Source organism: Nocardia harenae NBRC 108248 (genome assembly GCF_001612885.1).
Lineage (GTDB): Bacteria > Actinomycetota > Actinomycetes > Mycobacteriales > Mycobacteriaceae > Nocardia > Nocardia harenae.
The window spans coordinates 1-17,036 of the sequence record NZ_BDBH01000005.1; the positions used below are offsets into that span (position 1 = coordinate 1).

At 71.7% G+C, this 17,036-nt stretch carries 17 protein-coding genes and 1 pseudogene; 8 read left to right on the forward strand and 10 right to left on the reverse strand.

Going from position 1 to position 17,036, the window contains the following annotated elements; translation table 11 throughout:
- The 8 genes and pseudogenes from NH2_RS29495 to cofD form a co-directional block, all read right to left on the reverse strand.
- Positions 1–305, reverse strand: a pseudogene (locus NH2_RS29495) (hypothetical protein); the annotation flags it as partial.
- A 154-nt stretch (positions 306–459) separates the two neighbouring features.
- Positions 460–1,080, reverse strand: coding sequence for a TetR/AcrR family transcriptional regulator (locus NH2_RS11575; RefSeq protein ID WP_067652624.1), 621 nt, complete (start codon positions 1,078–1,080; stop codon positions 460–462).
- A 40-nt stretch (positions 1,081–1,120) separates the two neighbouring features.
- Positions 1,121–1,303 (reverse strand): rubredoxin, encoded by a 183-nt coding sequence (locus tag NH2_RS11580; RefSeq protein WP_067652626.1) that lies wholly within the window; start codon positions 1,301–1,303, stop codon positions 1,121–1,123.
- On the reverse strand, positions 1,300–1,467 hold the full coding sequence (locus NH2_RS11585) for a rubredoxin (protein WP_067652628.1): 168 nt from the start codon (positions 1,465–1,467) through the stop codon (positions 1,300–1,302). Before NH2_RS11585 ends, NH2_RS11580 begins: the two co-directional genes overlap by 4 nt.
- Positions 1,464–2,687: an alkane 1-monooxygenase gene (locus tag NH2_RS11590; RefSeq protein WP_067652631.1), complete on the reverse strand. Its 1,224-nt coding sequence runs from the start codon at positions 2,685–2,687 to the stop codon at positions 1,464–1,466. The genes NH2_RS11585 and NH2_RS11590 overlap by 4 nt, the downstream gene beginning before the upstream one ends.
- A gap of 105 nt (positions 2,688–2,792) precedes the next feature.
- Positions 2,793–3,311 (reverse strand): NUDIX hydrolase, encoded by a 519-nt coding sequence (locus NH2_RS11595; RefSeq protein ID WP_067652632.1) that lies wholly within the window; start codon positions 3,309–3,311, stop codon positions 2,793–2,795.
- On the reverse strand, positions 3,308–4,657 hold the full coding sequence (locus NH2_RS11600) for a coenzyme F420-0:L-glutamate ligase (protein WP_067653482.1): 1,350 nt from the start codon (positions 4,655–4,657) through the stop codon (positions 3,308–3,310). Before NH2_RS11600 ends, NH2_RS11595 begins: the two co-directional genes overlap by 4 nt.
- Positions 4,658–4,746: 89 nt before the next feature.
- Complete coding sequence (gene cofD / locus NH2_RS11605; RefSeq protein WP_084505462.1) at positions 4,747–5,805, reverse strand: 2-phospho-L-lactate transferase; 1,059 nt, start codon at positions 5,803–5,805, stop codon at positions 4,747–4,749.
- A 448-nt stretch (positions 5,806–6,253) separates the two neighbouring features.
- Here cofD and NH2_RS28700 point away from each other — a divergent pair, with 448 nt between their 5' ends.
- The 6 genes from NH2_RS28700 to manA all read left to right on the forward strand — a co-directional run bounded on the left by NH2_RS28700 (position 6,254) and on the right by manA (position 11,580).
- Entirely contained in the window at positions 6,254–6,487 is a 234-nt protein-coding gene (locus NH2_RS28700; protein WP_157103768.1) for a WhiB family transcriptional regulator, read from the forward strand.
- 99 nt (positions 6,488–6,586) lie between these two features.
- Entirely contained in the window at positions 6,587–7,075 is a 489-nt protein-coding gene (locus NH2_RS11615; protein WP_067652633.1) for a metallopeptidase family protein, read from the forward strand.
- A 98-nt stretch (positions 7,076–7,173) separates the two neighbouring features.
- Complete coding sequence (locus tag NH2_RS11620; RefSeq protein WP_067652635.1) at positions 7,174–7,548, forward strand: DUF3499 domain-containing protein; 375 nt, start codon at positions 7,174–7,176, stop codon at positions 7,546–7,548.
- A 72-nt stretch (positions 7,549–7,620) separates the two neighbouring features.
- On the forward strand, positions 7,621–8,997 hold the full coding sequence (locus NH2_RS11625) for a phosphomannomutase/phosphoglucomutase (protein ID WP_084505464.1): 1,377 nt from the start codon (positions 7,621–7,623) through the stop codon (positions 8,995–8,997).
- A gap of 112 nt (positions 8,998–9,109) precedes the next feature.
- The gene (locus NH2_RS11630; protein WP_067652637.1) at positions 9,110–10,309 is read left to right on the forward strand and encodes a tobH protein; all 1,200 of its coding nucleotides are present in this window, start codon (positions 9,110–9,112) and stop codon (positions 10,307–10,309) included.
- Complete coding sequence (gene manA / locus NH2_RS11635; protein ID WP_067652639.1) at positions 10,309–11,580, forward strand: mannose-6-phosphate isomerase, class I; 1,272 nt, start codon at positions 10,309–10,311, stop codon at positions 11,578–11,580. Before NH2_RS11630 ends, manA begins: the two co-directional genes overlap by 1 nt.
- Before the next feature lie 47 nt (positions 11,581–11,627).
- Here manA and NH2_RS11640 read toward each other — a convergent pair whose 3' ends face one another.
- Together NH2_RS11640 and NH2_RS11645 are read right to left on the reverse strand one after the other, a co-directional pair.
- Positions 11,628–13,100 carry a phytoene desaturase family protein gene (locus tag NH2_RS11640; protein ID WP_067652641.1) on the reverse strand — a complete coding sequence of 491 codons (1,473 nt, stop codon included), beginning with the start codon at positions 13,098–13,100 and terminating at the stop codon, positions 11,628–11,630.
- A gap of 150 nt (positions 13,101–13,250) precedes the next feature.
- Positions 13,251–14,636 carry a cation:dicarboxylate symporter family transporter gene (locus tag NH2_RS11645; RefSeq protein WP_067652643.1) on the reverse strand — a complete coding sequence of 462 codons (1,386 nt, stop codon included), beginning with the start codon at positions 14,634–14,636 and terminating at the stop codon, positions 13,251–13,253.
- A gap of 80 nt (positions 14,637–14,716) precedes the next feature.
- On the opposite strand from NH2_RS11645, the gene NH2_RS11650 reads away from it, so the two are divergent.
- Both NH2_RS11650 and NH2_RS11655 read left to right on the forward strand, forming a co-directional pair.
- Entirely contained in the window at positions 14,717–16,345 is a 1,629-nt protein-coding gene (locus NH2_RS11650; protein ID WP_084505528.1) for a sensor histidine kinase, read from the forward strand.
- Entirely contained in the window at positions 16,342–17,034 is a 693-nt protein-coding gene (locus NH2_RS11655; RefSeq protein WP_067652646.1) for a response regulator, read from the forward strand. Before NH2_RS11650 ends, NH2_RS11655 begins: the two co-directional genes overlap by 4 nt.
- The last annotated feature ends 2 nt before the right edge of the window (positions 17,035–17,036 follow it).

The following is a 17,036-nucleotide window of genomic DNA, read 5'->3' on the forward strand; positions in this document are numbered from 1 at the left end:
CACCACCGGTAATACCGATCAGCAGAGAGCCGCTCGTAATCCTCATCCCGCGGATTGGACCCGTCCTCCCCCACCACCCAATCCAACACCGGAATCGCCACCAACACGATCAACGGCCCCACCCACCAGAACACCACCCACCCCGTCCACAACACCAACTGAGACGGCAGCAACGCCGAGGCCGGAGCGATCAACCCCAGAACCCACAGGTGGCGTTTCGAGTCTGGCGATGAGTCTGCCCTTTGCACCTTTGCTCCGCTACGTAAAGCCGTACTTTCTGCGTCATAGGAATAGTTCCAGATCACGTGCGCGTTACACCCCCCTTACAGACCAAAACGTGGCCACAAGCACAATGACAGCGGTCGGTATTTGTCGAGTTCCCCCAATGGATCTCACGTACGAGGCTACCGCCTCTACAAAGCGGGGGCGAGGGCGTTCGTGGCGCCTGTGGACAACTCGTCAGGAGGGGGCGCGGGCCGCGAGGATGGCCTCCACGTACGGGCCGAGCAGCAGGCTGAGCTCGGCGGGGGTGTCGCGGTCGGGCGTGGGCGGGGTGGGGATGTAGCTCATGGCCAGCCGCACCATGGCGTGCGCGAGCACCTCGGATTCGGCGGCCGATGCCGCGACCCAGCTGTGCTGGAAGGCGGCGGCGAGCCGCTCCCCCGCGTGTTCGAGCAGCGGCCCGGCGTCCAGCGTGATGAGGCGGAGCAGGTCCAGCTTGACCTCGCCCGCCACCAGGGAGCGGACCAGCGGGTCGGCGGCGGCGTCGACCAGGAAGTTGGCGATGCCGTCGTGAATGGCGGCGCGGGCGTCGCCGACGTGCGCGGCGATGGCCGCCGCGACGTGGTCGACCAGGTCGTCGGCGAGGCGCAGCGCGTAGGCCTGGGCCAGGCCGGTGCGCGAGCCGAACTCGTTGTAGAGCGTCTGCCTGCTCACCCCGGCGCTGGTCGCGACGTCACCGAGGGTGATCTTGGACCAGTCGCGCTCGGTGAGCAGCGCGCGCACCGCGTCGAGCACCGAGGTGCGCAGCAGTTCCCGCGCGGCCTCCTGATACGAAGGCCTGGATCCGGTGCGCGGCATACCCGCGACAGTGGCACGGGCGTGCGCCGCAGTCAAAATGTCACGACCGCTCGATCTCGACCATGAAGAAGTCGGCTTTGGCGGCGCCGCAGTCCGGGCAGCTCCAGTCGTCGGGGATGTCGTCCCAGCGGGTGCCGGGCGCGATGCCGTCGTCCGGCCAGCCCTTCGCCTCGTCGTACTCGAAACCGCACTGGACGCACTGGTAGAGCTTGTAGTCGGTCATGCCGGAGCCTCCTCGAAGTCGATCTTCTCGCGTACCCCGCAGTCCGGGCAGCACCAGTCGTCCGGCACCGCCGACCACGCCGTGCCGGCCGGAAAGCCCTCGTGCGGTTCGCCTTTCGCCTCGTCGTAGACGTACGCGCAGACGGGGCAGCGGAAGGCGCTCACGAGCCGGCGCCGTAGCGGGCGAGCACCTGCTCCCGCCGCGCCGGCAGGATATTGACCCTGGTGACGTCGCCGTCGTAGTGCGCGAGCACCTTCGGGTCCATCACCCTGCGCCAGAGCGGCGGGACGTACGCGAGCAGGATCATCGTCGCGTACCCGGCGGGCAGGTTGGGCGCGCCGTCCCAGCTGCGCAGGGTCTGGTAGCGGCGGGTCGGGTAGGCGTGGTGGTCGCTGTGCCGCTGCAGGTGGTACAGGAAGATATTGGTGACCAGGTGGTCGCTGTTCCAGCTGTGCGTCGGCGCGGCGCGCTCGTACCGGCCGCTCGGGGTGCGCTGCCGGAGCAGGCCGTAGTGTTCGAGGTAGTTCACCGCCTCCAGCAGGCTGAACCCGACCACGGCCTGGAGCAGCAGGTAGGGCAGCAGGTCGAGCCCGAAGATGGCGCAGAGCGCGCCGAAGAGCAGCACCGTCATGGCCCAGGCGCTCAGCACCTCGTTGTGGATCGACCACGGCCCCGAGCCCGTCCGCTCCAGCCGCGCCCTCTCCAGCCGCCAGGACGAGGTGAGCCCGCCCCACACGGTGCGCGGCCAGAAGCGGTAGAAGCTCTCGCCGAGCCGGGAGCTGGCCGGGTCCTCCGGTGTGGCGACCCGCACGTGGTGGCCCCTGTTGTGCTCGATGTAGAAGTGGCCGTAGCCGGACTGGGCCAGCGCGATCCGGGAGAGCCAGCGCTCCAGCTCCACCTTCTTGTGCCCGAGCTCGTGCGCGGTATTGATCCCGACGCCGCCGATGATGCCGATGGTGATCGCCAGCCCGATCCGGTCCACCGTCCACAGCCCGCCGTCGATGTGCAGCCAGGAGAGGTTGTCGGCGGTGATCAGGTAGCAGGCCAGGATCAGCGAGGCGTACTGGAGCGGCAGGTAGAGGTAGGTGAGGTAGCGGTAGTACCGGTCGTTCTCCAGGTACTCCATGACCTCGTCCGGCGGATTGTCGCCGTCCGGGCCGATGAAGACGTCCGCGATCGGGATCACCAGGTAGATCAGGATCGGCCCGAGCCAGAACGGCACGTGTGCGGCGCCGTCCCAGCCGAGCCGGTTGAACAGGGAGATCGTCGGCAGCCCGATGAGGAACAGCCCGGCCGGGGCGAACAGACCCCAGAGCCAGTAGAGGCGCTTGGTGTCGCGCCAGGCGGGCGCCTCGATGGACGAGGGTTCGGCTTCGGTGGACATCGTCGGCTCCCATCCCGGATGCACGGTGTGACGTGCGTTACCACGTTGAGTTGACGATACCGCCAATCGTGTCTTGAAACTATACAAATCTGGAAATTTGTAAACTCAACGCAGCAGGATGTCCGCGTCCGGCGGCAACGCGTCGATCGCCCACCAGCGCAGGTCGGCCGATTCGTCGCTGCGCACCGGGACCGCGCCGGGCGGTGCGGTGACCCGGAATAGCAGGTCGAGGTGGCGGGTCGGCTGCCCGAGCGAGCAGGTGATGGGGTGCGCCTGGGCGCCGTAGAGCCCGGGCTCCAGGACGAGGTCGGGAATCCCGGACTCCTCGACGGCCTCGCGCAGCGCGGCGTCGGCGACGGTCGCGTCCGGCTCCTCGCAGTGCCCGCCGAGCTGGATCCAGCGCCCGACCCGGGGGTGCAGGGTGAGCAGCACCTCGCGGCCGTCGTGCGAGAAGACCACCGCGGATGCCGTCACGTGACCGGGCGCGTGCGCACGCAGGCACCCCAGCGGCGCCGAGCCGAGGAAGGCGAGCATGGCCTCGCGCAGCGAGCGCTCGCCCGGCTCGGCCGGCGCCCACTCGGTGAGCAGCGCGGTGGCGGAGGCGTGCAGCGATTCCGCGCTCACAGCTCGATCAGGCCGTCGCCGGCGGCACGCGGGGAGCGCGCGGTGAGCTCCTCCTCGGAATGCCCGATGGCGATGGCGCCCAACGGCTTCCACTCCGCGGGCAGGCCGAGCACGGCGCGGGTGGCGGCGGGGGCGAAGATGGTCGAGCCGATCCAGCAGCTGCCGAGCCCCTCGGCGGCCAGCGCGACCAGCAGCCCCTGCACCGCCGCGCCGACCGCGACGGTGAACATGGTGTCCTCGGCGGCACGGCGGGTGACGTCGGGGTAGTCGTGCGCGCCGTCGGGCACGCAGAACGGGATCACCACCTCGGGGGCGTCGAAGAGGATGCGGCCCCTGGCGATCCGACGCTCGACGCGCTCCGGGTCGAGGCCGTCGCCGGTCAGGTCGGCGCGCCAGGCGGCGGCCAGCTCGGTGAGCAGCCGCTCGCGCAGCTCGGGGGTGCGCACCCAGACGAAGCGCACCGGCCGGGTGTGGTGCGGGGCGGGCGCGGTGAGCGCGACCCCGATGGCGGCGCGCACCCGCTCCGGCTCGACCGGCTCGGCGGTGAAGCGGCGCACCGAGCGGCGCAGCAGCACGGCCTCCCTGCGCCCCTTCTCGATCGCCTCGGCGGTGCCGAGCCAGAAGAGGTCCTCGTCGCCGCGGCGGATGAGATCGGCGGCGGTGGAGCCGTCGTCGGCGAGCGGGAGCCCACGGACCACAGCCACCGGGACGCCGCCGAGCTTGCCCTTCACCAGGTCGGCGGCGGCGGCGAGTTCGTCGGCGACGGCGACCAGGGTCACCTGGAGCTCGTTGCCCTGGCCGTCGACCGCGCCGTTGTAGTCGTGCAGCACGCGCAGGCCGCTGGCGCCGATGGCGGCGTCGGTCTGGCCGTTGCGCCAGGCCCGGCCCATGGTGTCGGTGATCACCACCGCCACTCGGACGCCGAGCCGCTCGGCCAGCGCGCGGCGCAGCGCGGCGGCGCTGCCGTCCGGGTCGGCGGGGAGCAGCACCAGCTCGTTCCGCTCCACATTGGAGCCGTCGACGCCGGAGGCGGCCTGCACGATGCCGAGCTTGTTCTCGGTGATCAGCGTGCGGCCCTTGCGGGCGAGCACGCGCACGGCCTCCTGCGCCACCAGCGCGCGGCGCGCGGCATCGCGCTCGTCGGGATCGCTGGGCGCGTGCGCGATCCGGCCCTCGGCCTTCGCGACGATCTTGCTGGTGACCACGAGGATGTCGCCGTCGGCGAGCCAGGGGGCGCGCTCGGCCAGGTGCGCGGCGAGGTCGTCGCCGGGCCGGAACTCGGGCAGTCGGGTGACCGGCAGGATGCGCAACTCGCCCGCCGCGTGATCGGCGAGCGGCGCCTCCACAGTGCGGTTCTCGGTCGCACCGGCGACGGCCGTCGGCTCCGCCGCCGTGGCATCCCGGGGCGCGCCGGGTGCGTGCTCCGGTTCGAGCGTCACGGCTTCACCCCCGCCAGATCCAGTGCCTCCTTGACCATTTCCGCCGTTGCGGCGGGATCGGTCATGAGCAGCGGGACGCTGCGCACCTCGACGCCGTCGACCTCGGCGGAGTCGGTGCTGTGGATGAGCCAGCCATCCAGGATGCCGGTGCCGGAGCGCGCGCCGTAGTGCCTGCCGACGGCCTCGGCGGTGGTCTCCACCCCGATCACCGAGAGACACTCGTCGGCCATGCCGCGCAGCGGTTTTCCGCCGACGACCGGCGAGAGCCCGATCACCGGCGCCGCGGTGGTGCGCAGCGCGCCGCGAATGCCGGGAACTGCGAGGATGGAGCCGACGCTCACCACGGGGTTCGAGGGGGCCAGTAATACCGCATCGGCACCTTCTATGACTTCGATCACATTTGGGCCAGGTTTCGCTTCATCGGCGCCGATTGTGGCGAATCCATGGGTTCGGATGTTCGCGCGATAGCGAACCCACCACTCCTGGAAATGGATCGCGCGACGTTCGCCAGGGTTGTCCGCGTCGTCCACAACGACGTGGGTTTCACAGCGATCATCGGTTGCCGGGAGAAGTTTCACCCCCGGTTGCCACCGATTGCAGAGCGCTTCGGTGACCGCCGACAGCGGATACCCGGCGCGCAACATTTCACTGCGAATCAGGTGGGTGGCGATATCTCGATCACCGAGCCCGAACCAGTCCGGCTGCGCCCGATAAGCCGCCAGCTCCTCCTTCGCGTGCCAGGTCTCGCCGACCCGGCCCCAGCCGCGCTCCGTATCGATCCCGCCGCCCAGCGTGTACATGCAGGTATCCAGGTCGGGGCAGATGCGGAGGCCGTGCATCCAGACATCGTCGCCGACATTCACGATCGCCGAGATCTCGGCATCGGGCAGCAATTCTCGGACGCCCTGTAGGAAGCGCGCGCCACCGACTCCGCCGACCAGCACCGCGATCCGCCGCTCCGCGCCGGGCGCGGCATCCGCTCGTTGTCCACTCACATCCGCAGAGCCTAGGCCCTGGCGCGATGGAGTACTCTCGGCGGTATATTTGCTGCTCATTTGCTATTCCCCCGCTGGACCCCGCCGCGTAATGCGGTGCCGGATAGTAACGGAATAGCTTCATCGGCTTGACCACCGCTGGCACCGGCGTGTCTAATCACAAGCATGTCATTCCGGGTTCGCGCGAGAGATCAAGGCGCGAACAAGTTTTCGAACACCTGTTCGCATCGGAACGGCACGTTCGGGGATGTCCGCGGGACTACGTCGCGGGGTAGGGCCGTCGGTGGGCGCATCGGTCCGACGGAAAGAATCTTTCTGCGCTAACACACAGTGAGGAGGCGGAGCGATGGCCATTGAGCTGGACCCTTCGGGCATACCGGACGGCGTATCGCAAACCGATTCCACAGCAGGCGCAGCTCGTGGCGTCTGCGAAGACACCGGTCGTGGCCAGGACGAGGGCGGTGCCGAGGCACCCCGGTTGAGCCTGATCATCACCGGCTTCGACGAGATGTTCGACTCGATCGAGGAGCAGTGGCAGGAGCGGGCGCTCTGCGCCCAGACCGATCCGGAGGCGTTCTTCCCCGAGAAGGGCGGCTCGACCCGCGAGGCGAAACGGATCTGCCTGGGCTGCGAGGTGCGCGACGAGTGCCTGGAGTACGCCCTGGCGCACGACGAGCGCTTCGGCATCTGGGGCGGGCTCTCCGAGCGGGAGCGGCGCCGGCTCAAGCGCGGCATCGTCTGATCCGCTCACGCCGGCCCGGCGCGCGAGCGTCCGGGTCCGGCGCGAGCGGCCGTGCCATGCGATAGCCACGACATCGGGCGGAGCGGCTAGGTTCGAGCCATGGCCCGTTCCCGTCACCGCCGCCCGCCGACCGCGAGGTCGGTGATCCGCCGCGGCCGCGGTCTGCGCGGTCCGGTGCTCCCCCCGAGCGTGCCCGCGTGGCGCACCAGGGGGCAGAAGTTCGACCGGCTCGTGCTCGAGGCTTTCGCGCCGCTCGACTCGAAGTGGCACGACCGATTGACCAAACTCGACATCGCCGTCGACGATGTCCCGAAGATCCGCCCGCTGCACCCGGACTCGGTCACCTGGCCGGACGAGGTGGTGGCGGACGGCCCGGTTCCGCTCTCCCGGCTGGTGCCCGCGGGCATCGATCGGCACGGCACCGCGACCAGGGCACGGGTGGTGCTCTTCCGGAAACCGCTGGAGTTGCGGGCGGGCGATCCGGACGACCTGGTGGATCTGCTGCGCGAGGTGCTCGTCCAGCAGATCGCCACCTATCTCGGGGTCGACCCCGATGTCATCGATCCGGCGGACGACGAGGAGGAGTAGTCCGTGGTATGCCTTTCCGCTGCCGGTGCGACGAATTCCCCAGGCGTGTCTGTCCACATGACGGGGCCGACGGGGTTACTCTCACATTCGTGATCCCCATGCGTCGCTGCGTCCGGCCCGGCTGCAAGAATCCAGCCGTCGCGACGCTGACGTTCGTCTACTCGGACTCGACCGCCGTGGTCGGGCCGTTGGCCGTGGTGGCGGAGCCGCACTCCTGGGATCTCTGTGAAACGCACGCCTCCCGGATCACCGCCCCCAAGGGCTGGGACATGGTCCGGCACGAGGGCGGCTTCAGCACCCCGGACGACGACGATCTGACCGCGCTGGCGGAGGCGGTCCGGGAGGCCGGGCTGCGCCGCAGGCCGCCGGAGCACGAGCAGCGCGGGTACCGCGAGCACACGCCCGCGCCGCCGCGTCCGGGGCGCACCGGTCGCCGCGGGCACCTCCGGGTGCTTCCCGACCCCCCGAACTGACCGCCGCCGCCGCGCCGCGGCCACCGGGGGAGCCGTCGAGCCCGTGCGCCCCCGCCTACTAGGGTGTTCCCCATGACAGTGCCCCGCTCCGCCGACGCCGTGCACGCGGTGATCAAGGCCTACGACGTCCGCGGTGTCGTCGGCGAACAGATCGATGCCGCGTTCGTGCGCGAGGTCGGCGCCTCGTTCGCCCGGCTGATGCGCGGCGAGCGGGCGAACCGGGTCGTCATCGGGCACGACATGCGGGCCTCGTCGCCGGAGCTGGCCGATGCCTTCGCCGACGGCGTGCGGGCGCAGGGCCTCGACGTGGTGCACATCGGGCTGGCCTCCACCGACCAGCTCTACTTCGCCAGCGGCGACCTCGACTGTCCGGGCGCCATGTTCACCGCCAGCCACAACCCGGCCCGCTACAACGGCATCAAGCTGTGCCGGGCGGGTGCGAAGCCGGTCGGGCAGGACACCGGGCTCGCCACCATCGCGGCCGAGGTGGTCGCGGGGGTGCCCGCGTACGAGGGCGCGCCGGGCGACGCCGTCCGCACCGATCTGCTCTCCGACTACGCCAAGTTCCTGCGCGGCCTGGTCGACCTGGACGGCTCGCGGCCGCTCACCGTCGCGGTGGACGCGGGCAACGGCATGGGCGGGCACACCGTGCCTGAGGTACTCGGCGGGCTGCGGCAGCTGAGCATCGTCCCGCTCTACTTCGAGCTGGACGGCACCTTCCCGAACCACGAGGCCAACCCGCTCGACCCGGCCAACCTGGTGGACCTGCAGGAGCTGGTGCGGCGCAGCGGCGCCGACATCGGGCTCGCCTTCGACGGCGACGCCGACCGCTGCTTCGTGGTCGACGAGAAGGGCGACCCGGTCTCGCCGTCCGCGATCACCGCGCTGGTGGCCGAGCGGGAGCTGGCCAAGGAGCCGGGCGCCACCATCATCCACAACCTGATCACCTCGCGGACCGTGCCCGAGCTCGTCGCCGAGCTCGGCGGAGCCCCGGTGCGCACCAGGGTCGGGCACTCCTTCATCAAGCAGCAGATGGCCGAGACCGGCGCGGTCTTCGGCGGCGAGCACTCCGCGCACTACTACTTCCGTGACTTCTGGGGCGCCGACTCCGGCATGCTGGCCGCGCTGCACGTGCTGGCCGCGCTCGGCGAGCAGCAGCGCCCGGTCTCCGAGCTGATGGCGGCGTACACGAATTACGCCGCCTCCGGCGAGATCAACTCCACGGTCTCCGACGCCGCCGAGCGCACCGCGGCCGTGCTCGACGCCTTCGCCGATCGCGCCCGCGCGGTGGACCGGCTGGACGGCGTCACCGTCGACCTGCCGGACAACGCCTGGTTCAATCTGCGCGCGTCGAATACCGAACCGCTGCTACGGCTGAACGTCGAGGCCCGATCGGCAGCCGAAGTAGACGCACTCGTGACCGAGATCCTGAGCATCGTCCGCTCCTGACTGGAATAGTGGAATCACAGAGACCGCATTCGCCCGAGCCCTCGGTGTGGACGCCGGGGCGGCGGGTACGGCCCGACCGATCACACCGCGATGAGGGGAGGTGGGACGCCCGATGATCGCTGGAACACCGGTGCTCGACCTCGACGATGCCGCGTCGATCGCAGCCGCCGACGGAGCCGGTCTGCTGCGCTCCGCCGCATCCGGCGGCGCCCAGGTGCGTGCCACCGCGGCGGCCGTCACCGAGCAGGCGCTGGCCACACTGCCGGGGGCGGGCGCCCGCAGCCTGGTGATCGTGACCGGCTCCGGCCGGGCCGCCAGGGCCGCCGCACTGCTCATCGCCGCGCTCGGGCCGCAGGCCGGGCTGCCGGTCGTCCCGGTCGCCGCGCTGCCCGCCTGGGTCGGCGCGCTGGACGTGGTGCTGGTCGCCGGGGACGACGCCGGCGACCCGCGGCTGCTGGAGGCGGTGGACCGGGCCCAGCGGCGCGGCGCCGAGGTGGTGGTCGCCGCGCCGATCGAGGGGCCGCTGGCCGCCGCGGCGGGGGGAAGGGCCGCGCTGCTGGAGCCGCGGGTTCCGGTACTCGACCACAACCGGCTGCTGCGCTACTTCGCCGCCGGGCTCGCGGTGCTGGCCGCCATCGATCCCGGCCGCGCAGGCGTCGCCGTGCCCGACCTGGACAAGCTGGCCGACATCCTGGATGCCGAGGCGCTGCGCGACGGCCCCGAGCACGAGGTCTTCCACAACCCGGCCAAGACGCTCGCCGCCCGCATGCGGCAGCACCGCGTGGTGTTCAGCGGCGACTCGCCCGCGACGGCGGCGCTGGCCGGGCACGCGGCCGAGGTGCTGCTGCAGGCGGCCGGGCAGGTCGCGGCGGCGGTGAGCCTGGCCGAGGCGGTGGCCGCGCAGCCCCGGCTGCTCGCGGTGGCAGGTACCGCCGCGCCGGACTTCGACCCGCTCTTCCACGACGAGGAGCTGGACGGCCCCGCCCCGATCGAGCGGGTCCGCATCTTCGTGCTCAGCGCGGACGCCGACCAGGCGGCGGCGGGCAGGCGGATCGCGCGCTTCGGCGGCGACGGCGCAGGCCCGGTCGACGCCGACCTGGTGACCGCCGAGCTGGATCTGCTGCACAGCGGGCTCACCGACCCGGCCGCGCCCGCCACCCCGCCCGCCGACGCCGCGCCGGAGCCCGGCCGCGGCGGCGAGGTGGAGCAGCTGGCGGTGCTGGCGCTGCGGCTGGAGATGGCCGCGGCCTACCTCGGGCTGCTCGCCGCCCCCGGCGCCGCACCGGACGGGTACGACGGGGGACGCTTCTAGTGCACGAACTGGTTGGTGCGCTGCGCTCGTACGCCTGGGGGTCGCGCACCGCGCTCGCGGAGCTGTGCGGCAGGCCGGTGCCGTCGGCCCATCCGGAGGCCGAGCTGTGGTTCGGCGCGCACCCGGCCGACCCGGCGCACATCGTGCTCGACGGCGCGGCCACCCGCTCCCTGCTCGACCTGGTCTCCGCCGACCCGGCGCGCGAACTCGGCTCGGCCGCAACGCCCTTCGACGGCAGGCTGCCGTTCCTGCTCAAGCTGCTCGCCGCCGAGGAGCCGCTCTCGCTGCAGGCGCACCCGAGCCTGGAGCAGGCCAGGGCAGGCTTCGCCAGGGAGAACGCCGCCGCTGTCGCGCTGGACTCGCCGCTGCGCAACTATCGGGACGAGAACCACAAGCCGGAACTGGTGGTCGCGCTGGAGCGGTTCGAGGCGCTGGCCGGGTTCCGCGAGCCGACCCGCACCGTCGAGCTGCTGCGCGCGCTCGACGTCGGCGAGCTGGCGCACTACGCGGAGCTGCTCGCCGCACAGCCGGACGCCTCCGGGCTGCGCATGCTCTTCACCACCTGGATCACGCTGCCGCCCGGCGCGCTCGCCGGGCTGCTGCCCGCCGTGCTGGACGGCTGCGTGCGCTACCTCTCCGAGGCCGGGCCGCGGCCGTTCGCCGCCGAGGCCAAGACCGCGCTGGAGCTGGCCGAGGCCTACCCGGGCGACGGCGGCGTGCTGGCCGCGCTGCTGCTGAACCGGATTACGCTGCAGCCGGGCCAGGGGCTCTTCCTCGCGGCCGGGAACCTACACGCCTACCTGCGCGGGATGGCCGTGGAGATCATGGCGAACTCGGACAATGTGCTGCGCGGCGGCCTCACCCCCAAGCACGTCGACGTCCCGGAGCTGCTGCGGGTGCTCGACTTCGAGCCGATCGCGCTGCCGGTGGTGCTGCCGGAGCCCGCGGGCGACGGCTCGGTGCGCTACCGCACCCCGGCGCCGGAATTCGCGCTGCGCCGCTTCGATCTCACCGCGGGCGCCGCGCACGTGCCGCTCACGCACGCCGGGCCCGGCATCGTGCTCTGCACCGCGGGGCGGGTGCGGCTGCACGACCACACCGGCGCGCCGATCACCCTGGGGCGCGGCGGCGCGGCCTGGATCTCCGCCGCCGACATCGACATTCGCGCGCAGGCGCTGGACGGCGCCGCCCAGGTGTTCTGCGCCTGCGTCGGCAGTACCGCCGGACTCCGGGTCCCGGTCCGCCCGGAAGAGCGGGCCGGGCTCGCCTGATGTGAACTCCGCGCGCGGCGCACCGTGATCTACCTGGAGCCGGATCTCTACCGGACGCCCGCGCCCGCCTGACCGCGGAGCAGCGTGAGCGGGTCGGTATCGATGCCGAACCGCTCGCGCAGGGCGTGGCCCGCGGCGTGCATGCCGGACATCCCGTGCACGCCGGGGCCGGGCGGGGTCGAGGACGAGCACAGGTACACCCCGGGCAGCGGGGTGCGGTACGGGTTCCAGCGCGGCGCGGGCCGGAAGGCGGTCTGCCACAGATTCATCGCGCCCGCCGAGATATCGCCGCCGATGTAGTTGGCATTGTGCGCGGGCAGCTGGGCGGCGGTGTAGACGTGCTTGTCCAGGATGAGGTCGCGGAAGCCGGGGGCGAAGCGGGCGACCTGGGCGATGATGTCCTCGCTGACGTCCCTGCTGGAGCCGTGCGGCACGTGCGCGTAGGTGTAGAAGGTGTGCTTGCCCGCGGGGGCGCGGGTGTCGTCCACCACGCCGGGCTGGATGGCGAGCACGTACGGGCGCGGGGCGTGCCTGCCCGCCGCCACCGCCTGCTCGGCGGCCATGGCCTCGGCCCTGGTGCCGACGACGTGCAGGGTGCCCGCGCGGTCGCAGCCATCGGCCTGCCACGGCACCGGCCCGGCGAGCGCGAAATCGACCTTGCAGGCGGCGCCGCCGTAGCGGAAGCGACGCAGCGTGGCGGCGTAGCGCTCGGGCAGCTCGGTGGTGGCGATCCGGAGCAGCTCGGCGGGTGCGGTGTCGAGCAGCACCGCCTTCGCGTCCGGGAAGTCGCGCAGCGAGTCCACCCGGTGGCCGGTGATCACCCGGCCGCCGAGCCGCTCCAGCTCGGCGATCATGGCGTTCGGAATGGCCTGGCTGCCGCCGCGCGGAATCACCCAGCCGCCGGCGTGCGCCAGCGTGCCGAGCAGCAGCCCGGCGCCGACCGCGGGCAGCTTGCGCGGCGGGGTGATGGCGTGCGTGGCAATACCGGTGAGCAGCGCGGGCGCGGCCGATTCCCGGAAGCGCACATTCCAGGCCGGGCTGCCCTGCTCCAGCATGCGCAGCCCGAAGCGGATCGTGGTTGCCCTGGCGATGGGCAGGTGGCGCATATCCGACATGGCCAGCTCGACCACCTCCGGCCAGCGCCGGACCAGCGGGGCGAAGAGGCGGCGCCAGGCCGGGCCGTCGACCCCGAGGCCGTCCACCGTGCGCTCCAGGTCGCGCCAGGCCACCCCGGCGGTGCCGCCGTCCAGCGGATGCGCGTAGGAGACCTCGGGGGCGAGCAGCTCGACGCCGTGCGCGGCCAGGTCGAAGGCTTCGAAGAAGGGGGCGGCGAGCGCCATGGGGTGGGCGCCGGCGCAGACGTCGTGGTGGAAGCCGGGGAGCGTCAGCTCGGCGGTGCGGGAGCCGCCGCCCGCCGCCTCGTACGCCTCGTACACCTCGACCTCGAGCCCGGCCCTGGCCAGCACCACAGCGGCTGCGAGCCCGTTGGGCCCGGAGCCGACTACAACAACATCCGCCATACTCGAACGCTACCGGTGTTTGTTGGCCCGCTGGCGCGGGCGGGGTTGGCGGCCCCCTGTGTCCCGTCTCCGAGCACTCGAGTCTCGAGCCTTCGGCTCTGCGCTTTCGAGTGCTCGGAGACGGGACGGCCGCCAACCCGGGCGGTGTGGTCAGGCTCGGACGAGTTCCCTTTCGGCGGGTACCGGGTCGGCGCGATCTCCGTGCTCCTCGTCCAGCATGGTCCGCTCGTCGAACGGGATCTTGCGGTCGAGCACCTCGGTCACCCTGGCGTTGTCGATGGTGCCGGTCCAGGTGCCGATGAGCACGGTGGCGACGGCATTGCCGGAGAAGTTGGTGAGCGCCCGCGCCTCGGACATGAAGCGGTCGATGCCGACGATCAGCCCGACGCCGTCCAGCAGGTCGGGGCGGTGGCTCTGCAACCCGCCCGCCAGCGTGGCCAGCCCAGCGCCGGTCACTCCGGCGGCGCCCTTGGAGGCGACGATCATGAATACCAGCAGCCCGAGCTGCTCGCCCAGGCTGAGCGGCCGGCCCATGGCGTCGGCGATGAAGATCGAGGCCATGGTCAGGTAGATGGCGGTGCCGTCCAGGTTGAAGGAGTAGCCGGTGGGCACGACCACGCCGACGGTGGTGCGCTCGACCCCGAGGTGGTCCAGCTTGGCGATCAGCCGCGGCAGCGCCGACTCCGAGGACGAGGTGGCCACGATGAGCAGGTACTCGCGGGCCAGGTAGCGGCAGAGCTTGAAGATGTTGACCCGGGAGACGCTCCACATCAGCATCCCGAGGACGCCGAAGACGAAGACCAGGCAGGTGAGGTAGAAGGCGATCATCAGGGTGGCGAGCTGCAGCACGGCGTCCAGCCCGGTGCGGCCGACCACATTGGCGATGGCCCCGAAGGCGCCGATCGGGGCCAGCCACAGGATCATCGAGAGGATACGGAACACCAGCTTCTGGATGACGCCGATCCCGCGCAGCACCGGCTCCCCCGCGCTGCCCATGGCCTGCACCGCGAACCCGACCAGCAACGCCACGAAGAGCGCCTGCAGCACGCTGCCGCCGGTGAGCGCGGAGAGCAGGCTGGCCGGGATGATGCCCTGGATGAACTCGACGGTGCCGCCGCCCGCGTGCGCCTGGTCCGCGTACTGCGCGCCCGCTCCGGCGTCCTGCCCCAGGTTCATGCCGCTGCCCGGGTCGAGCAGGTTGCCGACCACGAGGCCGATGCCGAGCGCCACCGTGGACATGGCCAGGAAGTAGCCGAGAGCCAGCCCGCCGACCTTGCCGACGGTCGCGGCCTTCCGCACCGAGCCGATGCCGAGCACGATGGTGCAGAAGATGACCGGCGCGATCATCATCTTGATCAGGTTCACGAACATGGTGCCGAGCGGGCCGAGCGCCTTGCCCGCGCCCGGCGCGAGCCAGCCGACCAGGATGCCGCCGAGCACCGCGACGATGACCGCGATGTAGAGCCAGTGCGTGCGGTCCCGGCGGGCCGGTGGGCCGTCCGTCTCCGGGACCGCCGGATGCGTGGTTTCGCTCATTGCCGATGTTCCTTTTCGTCGCTGCCCCCGCGGTGACGACCGATGCCGCCCGTGTGCACAGCATGTTCCCCGCCAGTGACATGGGTCACTGTTTGGTGCATTACGTTCAAGTGGTGCGGTTTTCCAGCGGACAACAACGAAAGAATCGGCGCGAAGGGAACAGAACCGGCTTCTCCCTGGCCGGTCAGGCCTTCGTGCTGCAGCTCGCGGTGGTCGCGCTGATCGTGGCGGCGGGCGCGGTGCTCGCCGTGGTCGACGCCAGACACGACAGCGACTCCGCCACCGCGCAGGAGGTGGTCGACGTCGCGGTGAGCCTGGCCCGCTCGCCGGGCCTGGTCGAGGCGGTGCGCTCGGAGAATCCGACGCTGCTGCTGCAGCCGATCACCGAGCGCATCCGGCGCGAGACCGGTATGGACTTCATCGTGGTGATGGCGCCGGACCGGACCCGCTACACGCACACCGACCCGGAGCGGATCGGCGAGGCATTCACCGGCACCATCGACCGCGCGCTGGCCGGGCAGACCTTCACCGAGACCTTCACCGGGACGCTCGGCCCCTCGATCCGCGCCGTGACCCCGGTCTACGACGACGACACCGTGGTCGCGCTGGTCTCGGCCGGGGTCACCAGGGCGCGGATCGGCGACGAGGTGGGCGCGCAGCTCAGCTCGATCCTGGCCGTCGCCATCGCCGGGCTCGCCACCGCGGCGGGCGGCTCCTTCCTGATCGGGCGCAGGCTGCGCAGGCAGACGCACGGCCTCGCCCCGGCCGAGCTGCGGGCCATGTACGAGCACCACGACGCGGTGCTGCACTCGGTGCACGAGGGGCTGGTGGTCTTCGACTCCGACGGCCGCGCCGAGGTGGTGAACGACGAGGCGCGGCGGCTGCTCGACCTCCCGCCGGGGCCGATCCGCCGCGACGACCTCCCGGTGTCACTGCGCCGCACCGGAAATGGCGAGGTGCGCGACGAGACGCACATCACCGAGGACCGGGTGCTGCTGGTCAACCAGGACGTGGTGACCTGGGAGGGCCGCCCGATCGGCACCGTGATGACCATCCGCGACCACACCGAGCTGCGCACCGTGCTCGGCGAGCTGGACTCGGTGCGCAACTTCGCGGAGTCGCTGCGCGCGCAGGCGCACGAGTCGGCGAACCGGCTACACACCGTGGTCACCATGGTGGAGCTGGGCCGCTACCGAGAGGCGGTGGAGTTCGCCACCGCCGAACTTGAGCTCTCGCAGGCGCTGGTGGACCGGATGCTCACGGCGGTGGGCGATCCCGCGCTGGCCGCGCTGCTGCTCGGCAAGGTGAACCAGGCGGCGGAGCGCTCGGTGGAGCTGACGGTGAGCGACGAGACCGCGCTGGAGACGGTGCGGCCGCTCTCCGCGCACGAGGTGATCACGCTGGTCGGCAACCTGGTGGACAATGCCATCGACGCGGCCGCCGACTCCGCCGATCGGTGGGTGGAGGTGACGATCGGGCGGCACGACGAGGCACTGGAGGTCCGGGTGGCGGACAGCGGGCCCGGCATGTCGGCGGAGCTCTTCGCGCGCGCCGCCGAGCGCGGGTACACCACCAAGAGCGACCACCACGGCATCGGTCTGGCCCTGGTGCATCGTGTGGTATCGCGGCACGGTGGCACAATCCGAACCGACCGGGTACCCGAAAGCGCCGTGGTGGTGACGATTCCGCGAAAGGACCAGCCGGAGTGATCAGAGTTCTGATCGTCGAGGACGAGCCGCTCATCGCCGAGGCGCACCGCGCCTACGTCGAGCGGCTCGCCGGGTTCACGCCGGTGCGGGTCGCGCACACCGCGCGCGAGGGGATGCGGGCGGTCGCGGAGGCGTCGGCGAACGAGGCGCCGATCGACCTGGTGCTGATGGACATCGGGCTGCCCGATGCCAGCGGCCTCGACCTCGCCACCGCCATGGGCGGGCTCACCCCGCGCCCCGACGTCATCGCCATCACCTCGGCCCGCGACCTCACCATGGTGCGCACCGCCGTGGCCTCCGGCGTCGTCCTCTACCTGTTGAAACCGTTCACTTTCGCCGCCTTCCGGGACAAGCTCGAGCGCTACCGCGAGTTCCGGCAGGCCCTGCCGGAGGGGCAGTCGGCCGCCACCCAGCAGGAGATCGATCGGGCCTTCGGCATCCTGCGCACCAGTGATCAGCGCGCGACCACCCCGAAGGGGTTCGCGCCGCACACGCTCCGGGAGATCTCCGAGGCGGTGCGCACCGCGCCGGATGGCGTCACCGCCACCGAGACCGCCGCCACGGTCGGTGTCTCGCGGATCACGGCGTGGCGCTACCTCGAGAAGCTGGCCGACGACGGGCTGGTGGATCGAAAATCGGACTACGGTCGCGCGGGCAGGCCCAAGAGCCGCTACATCTGGAGGGCGTGACC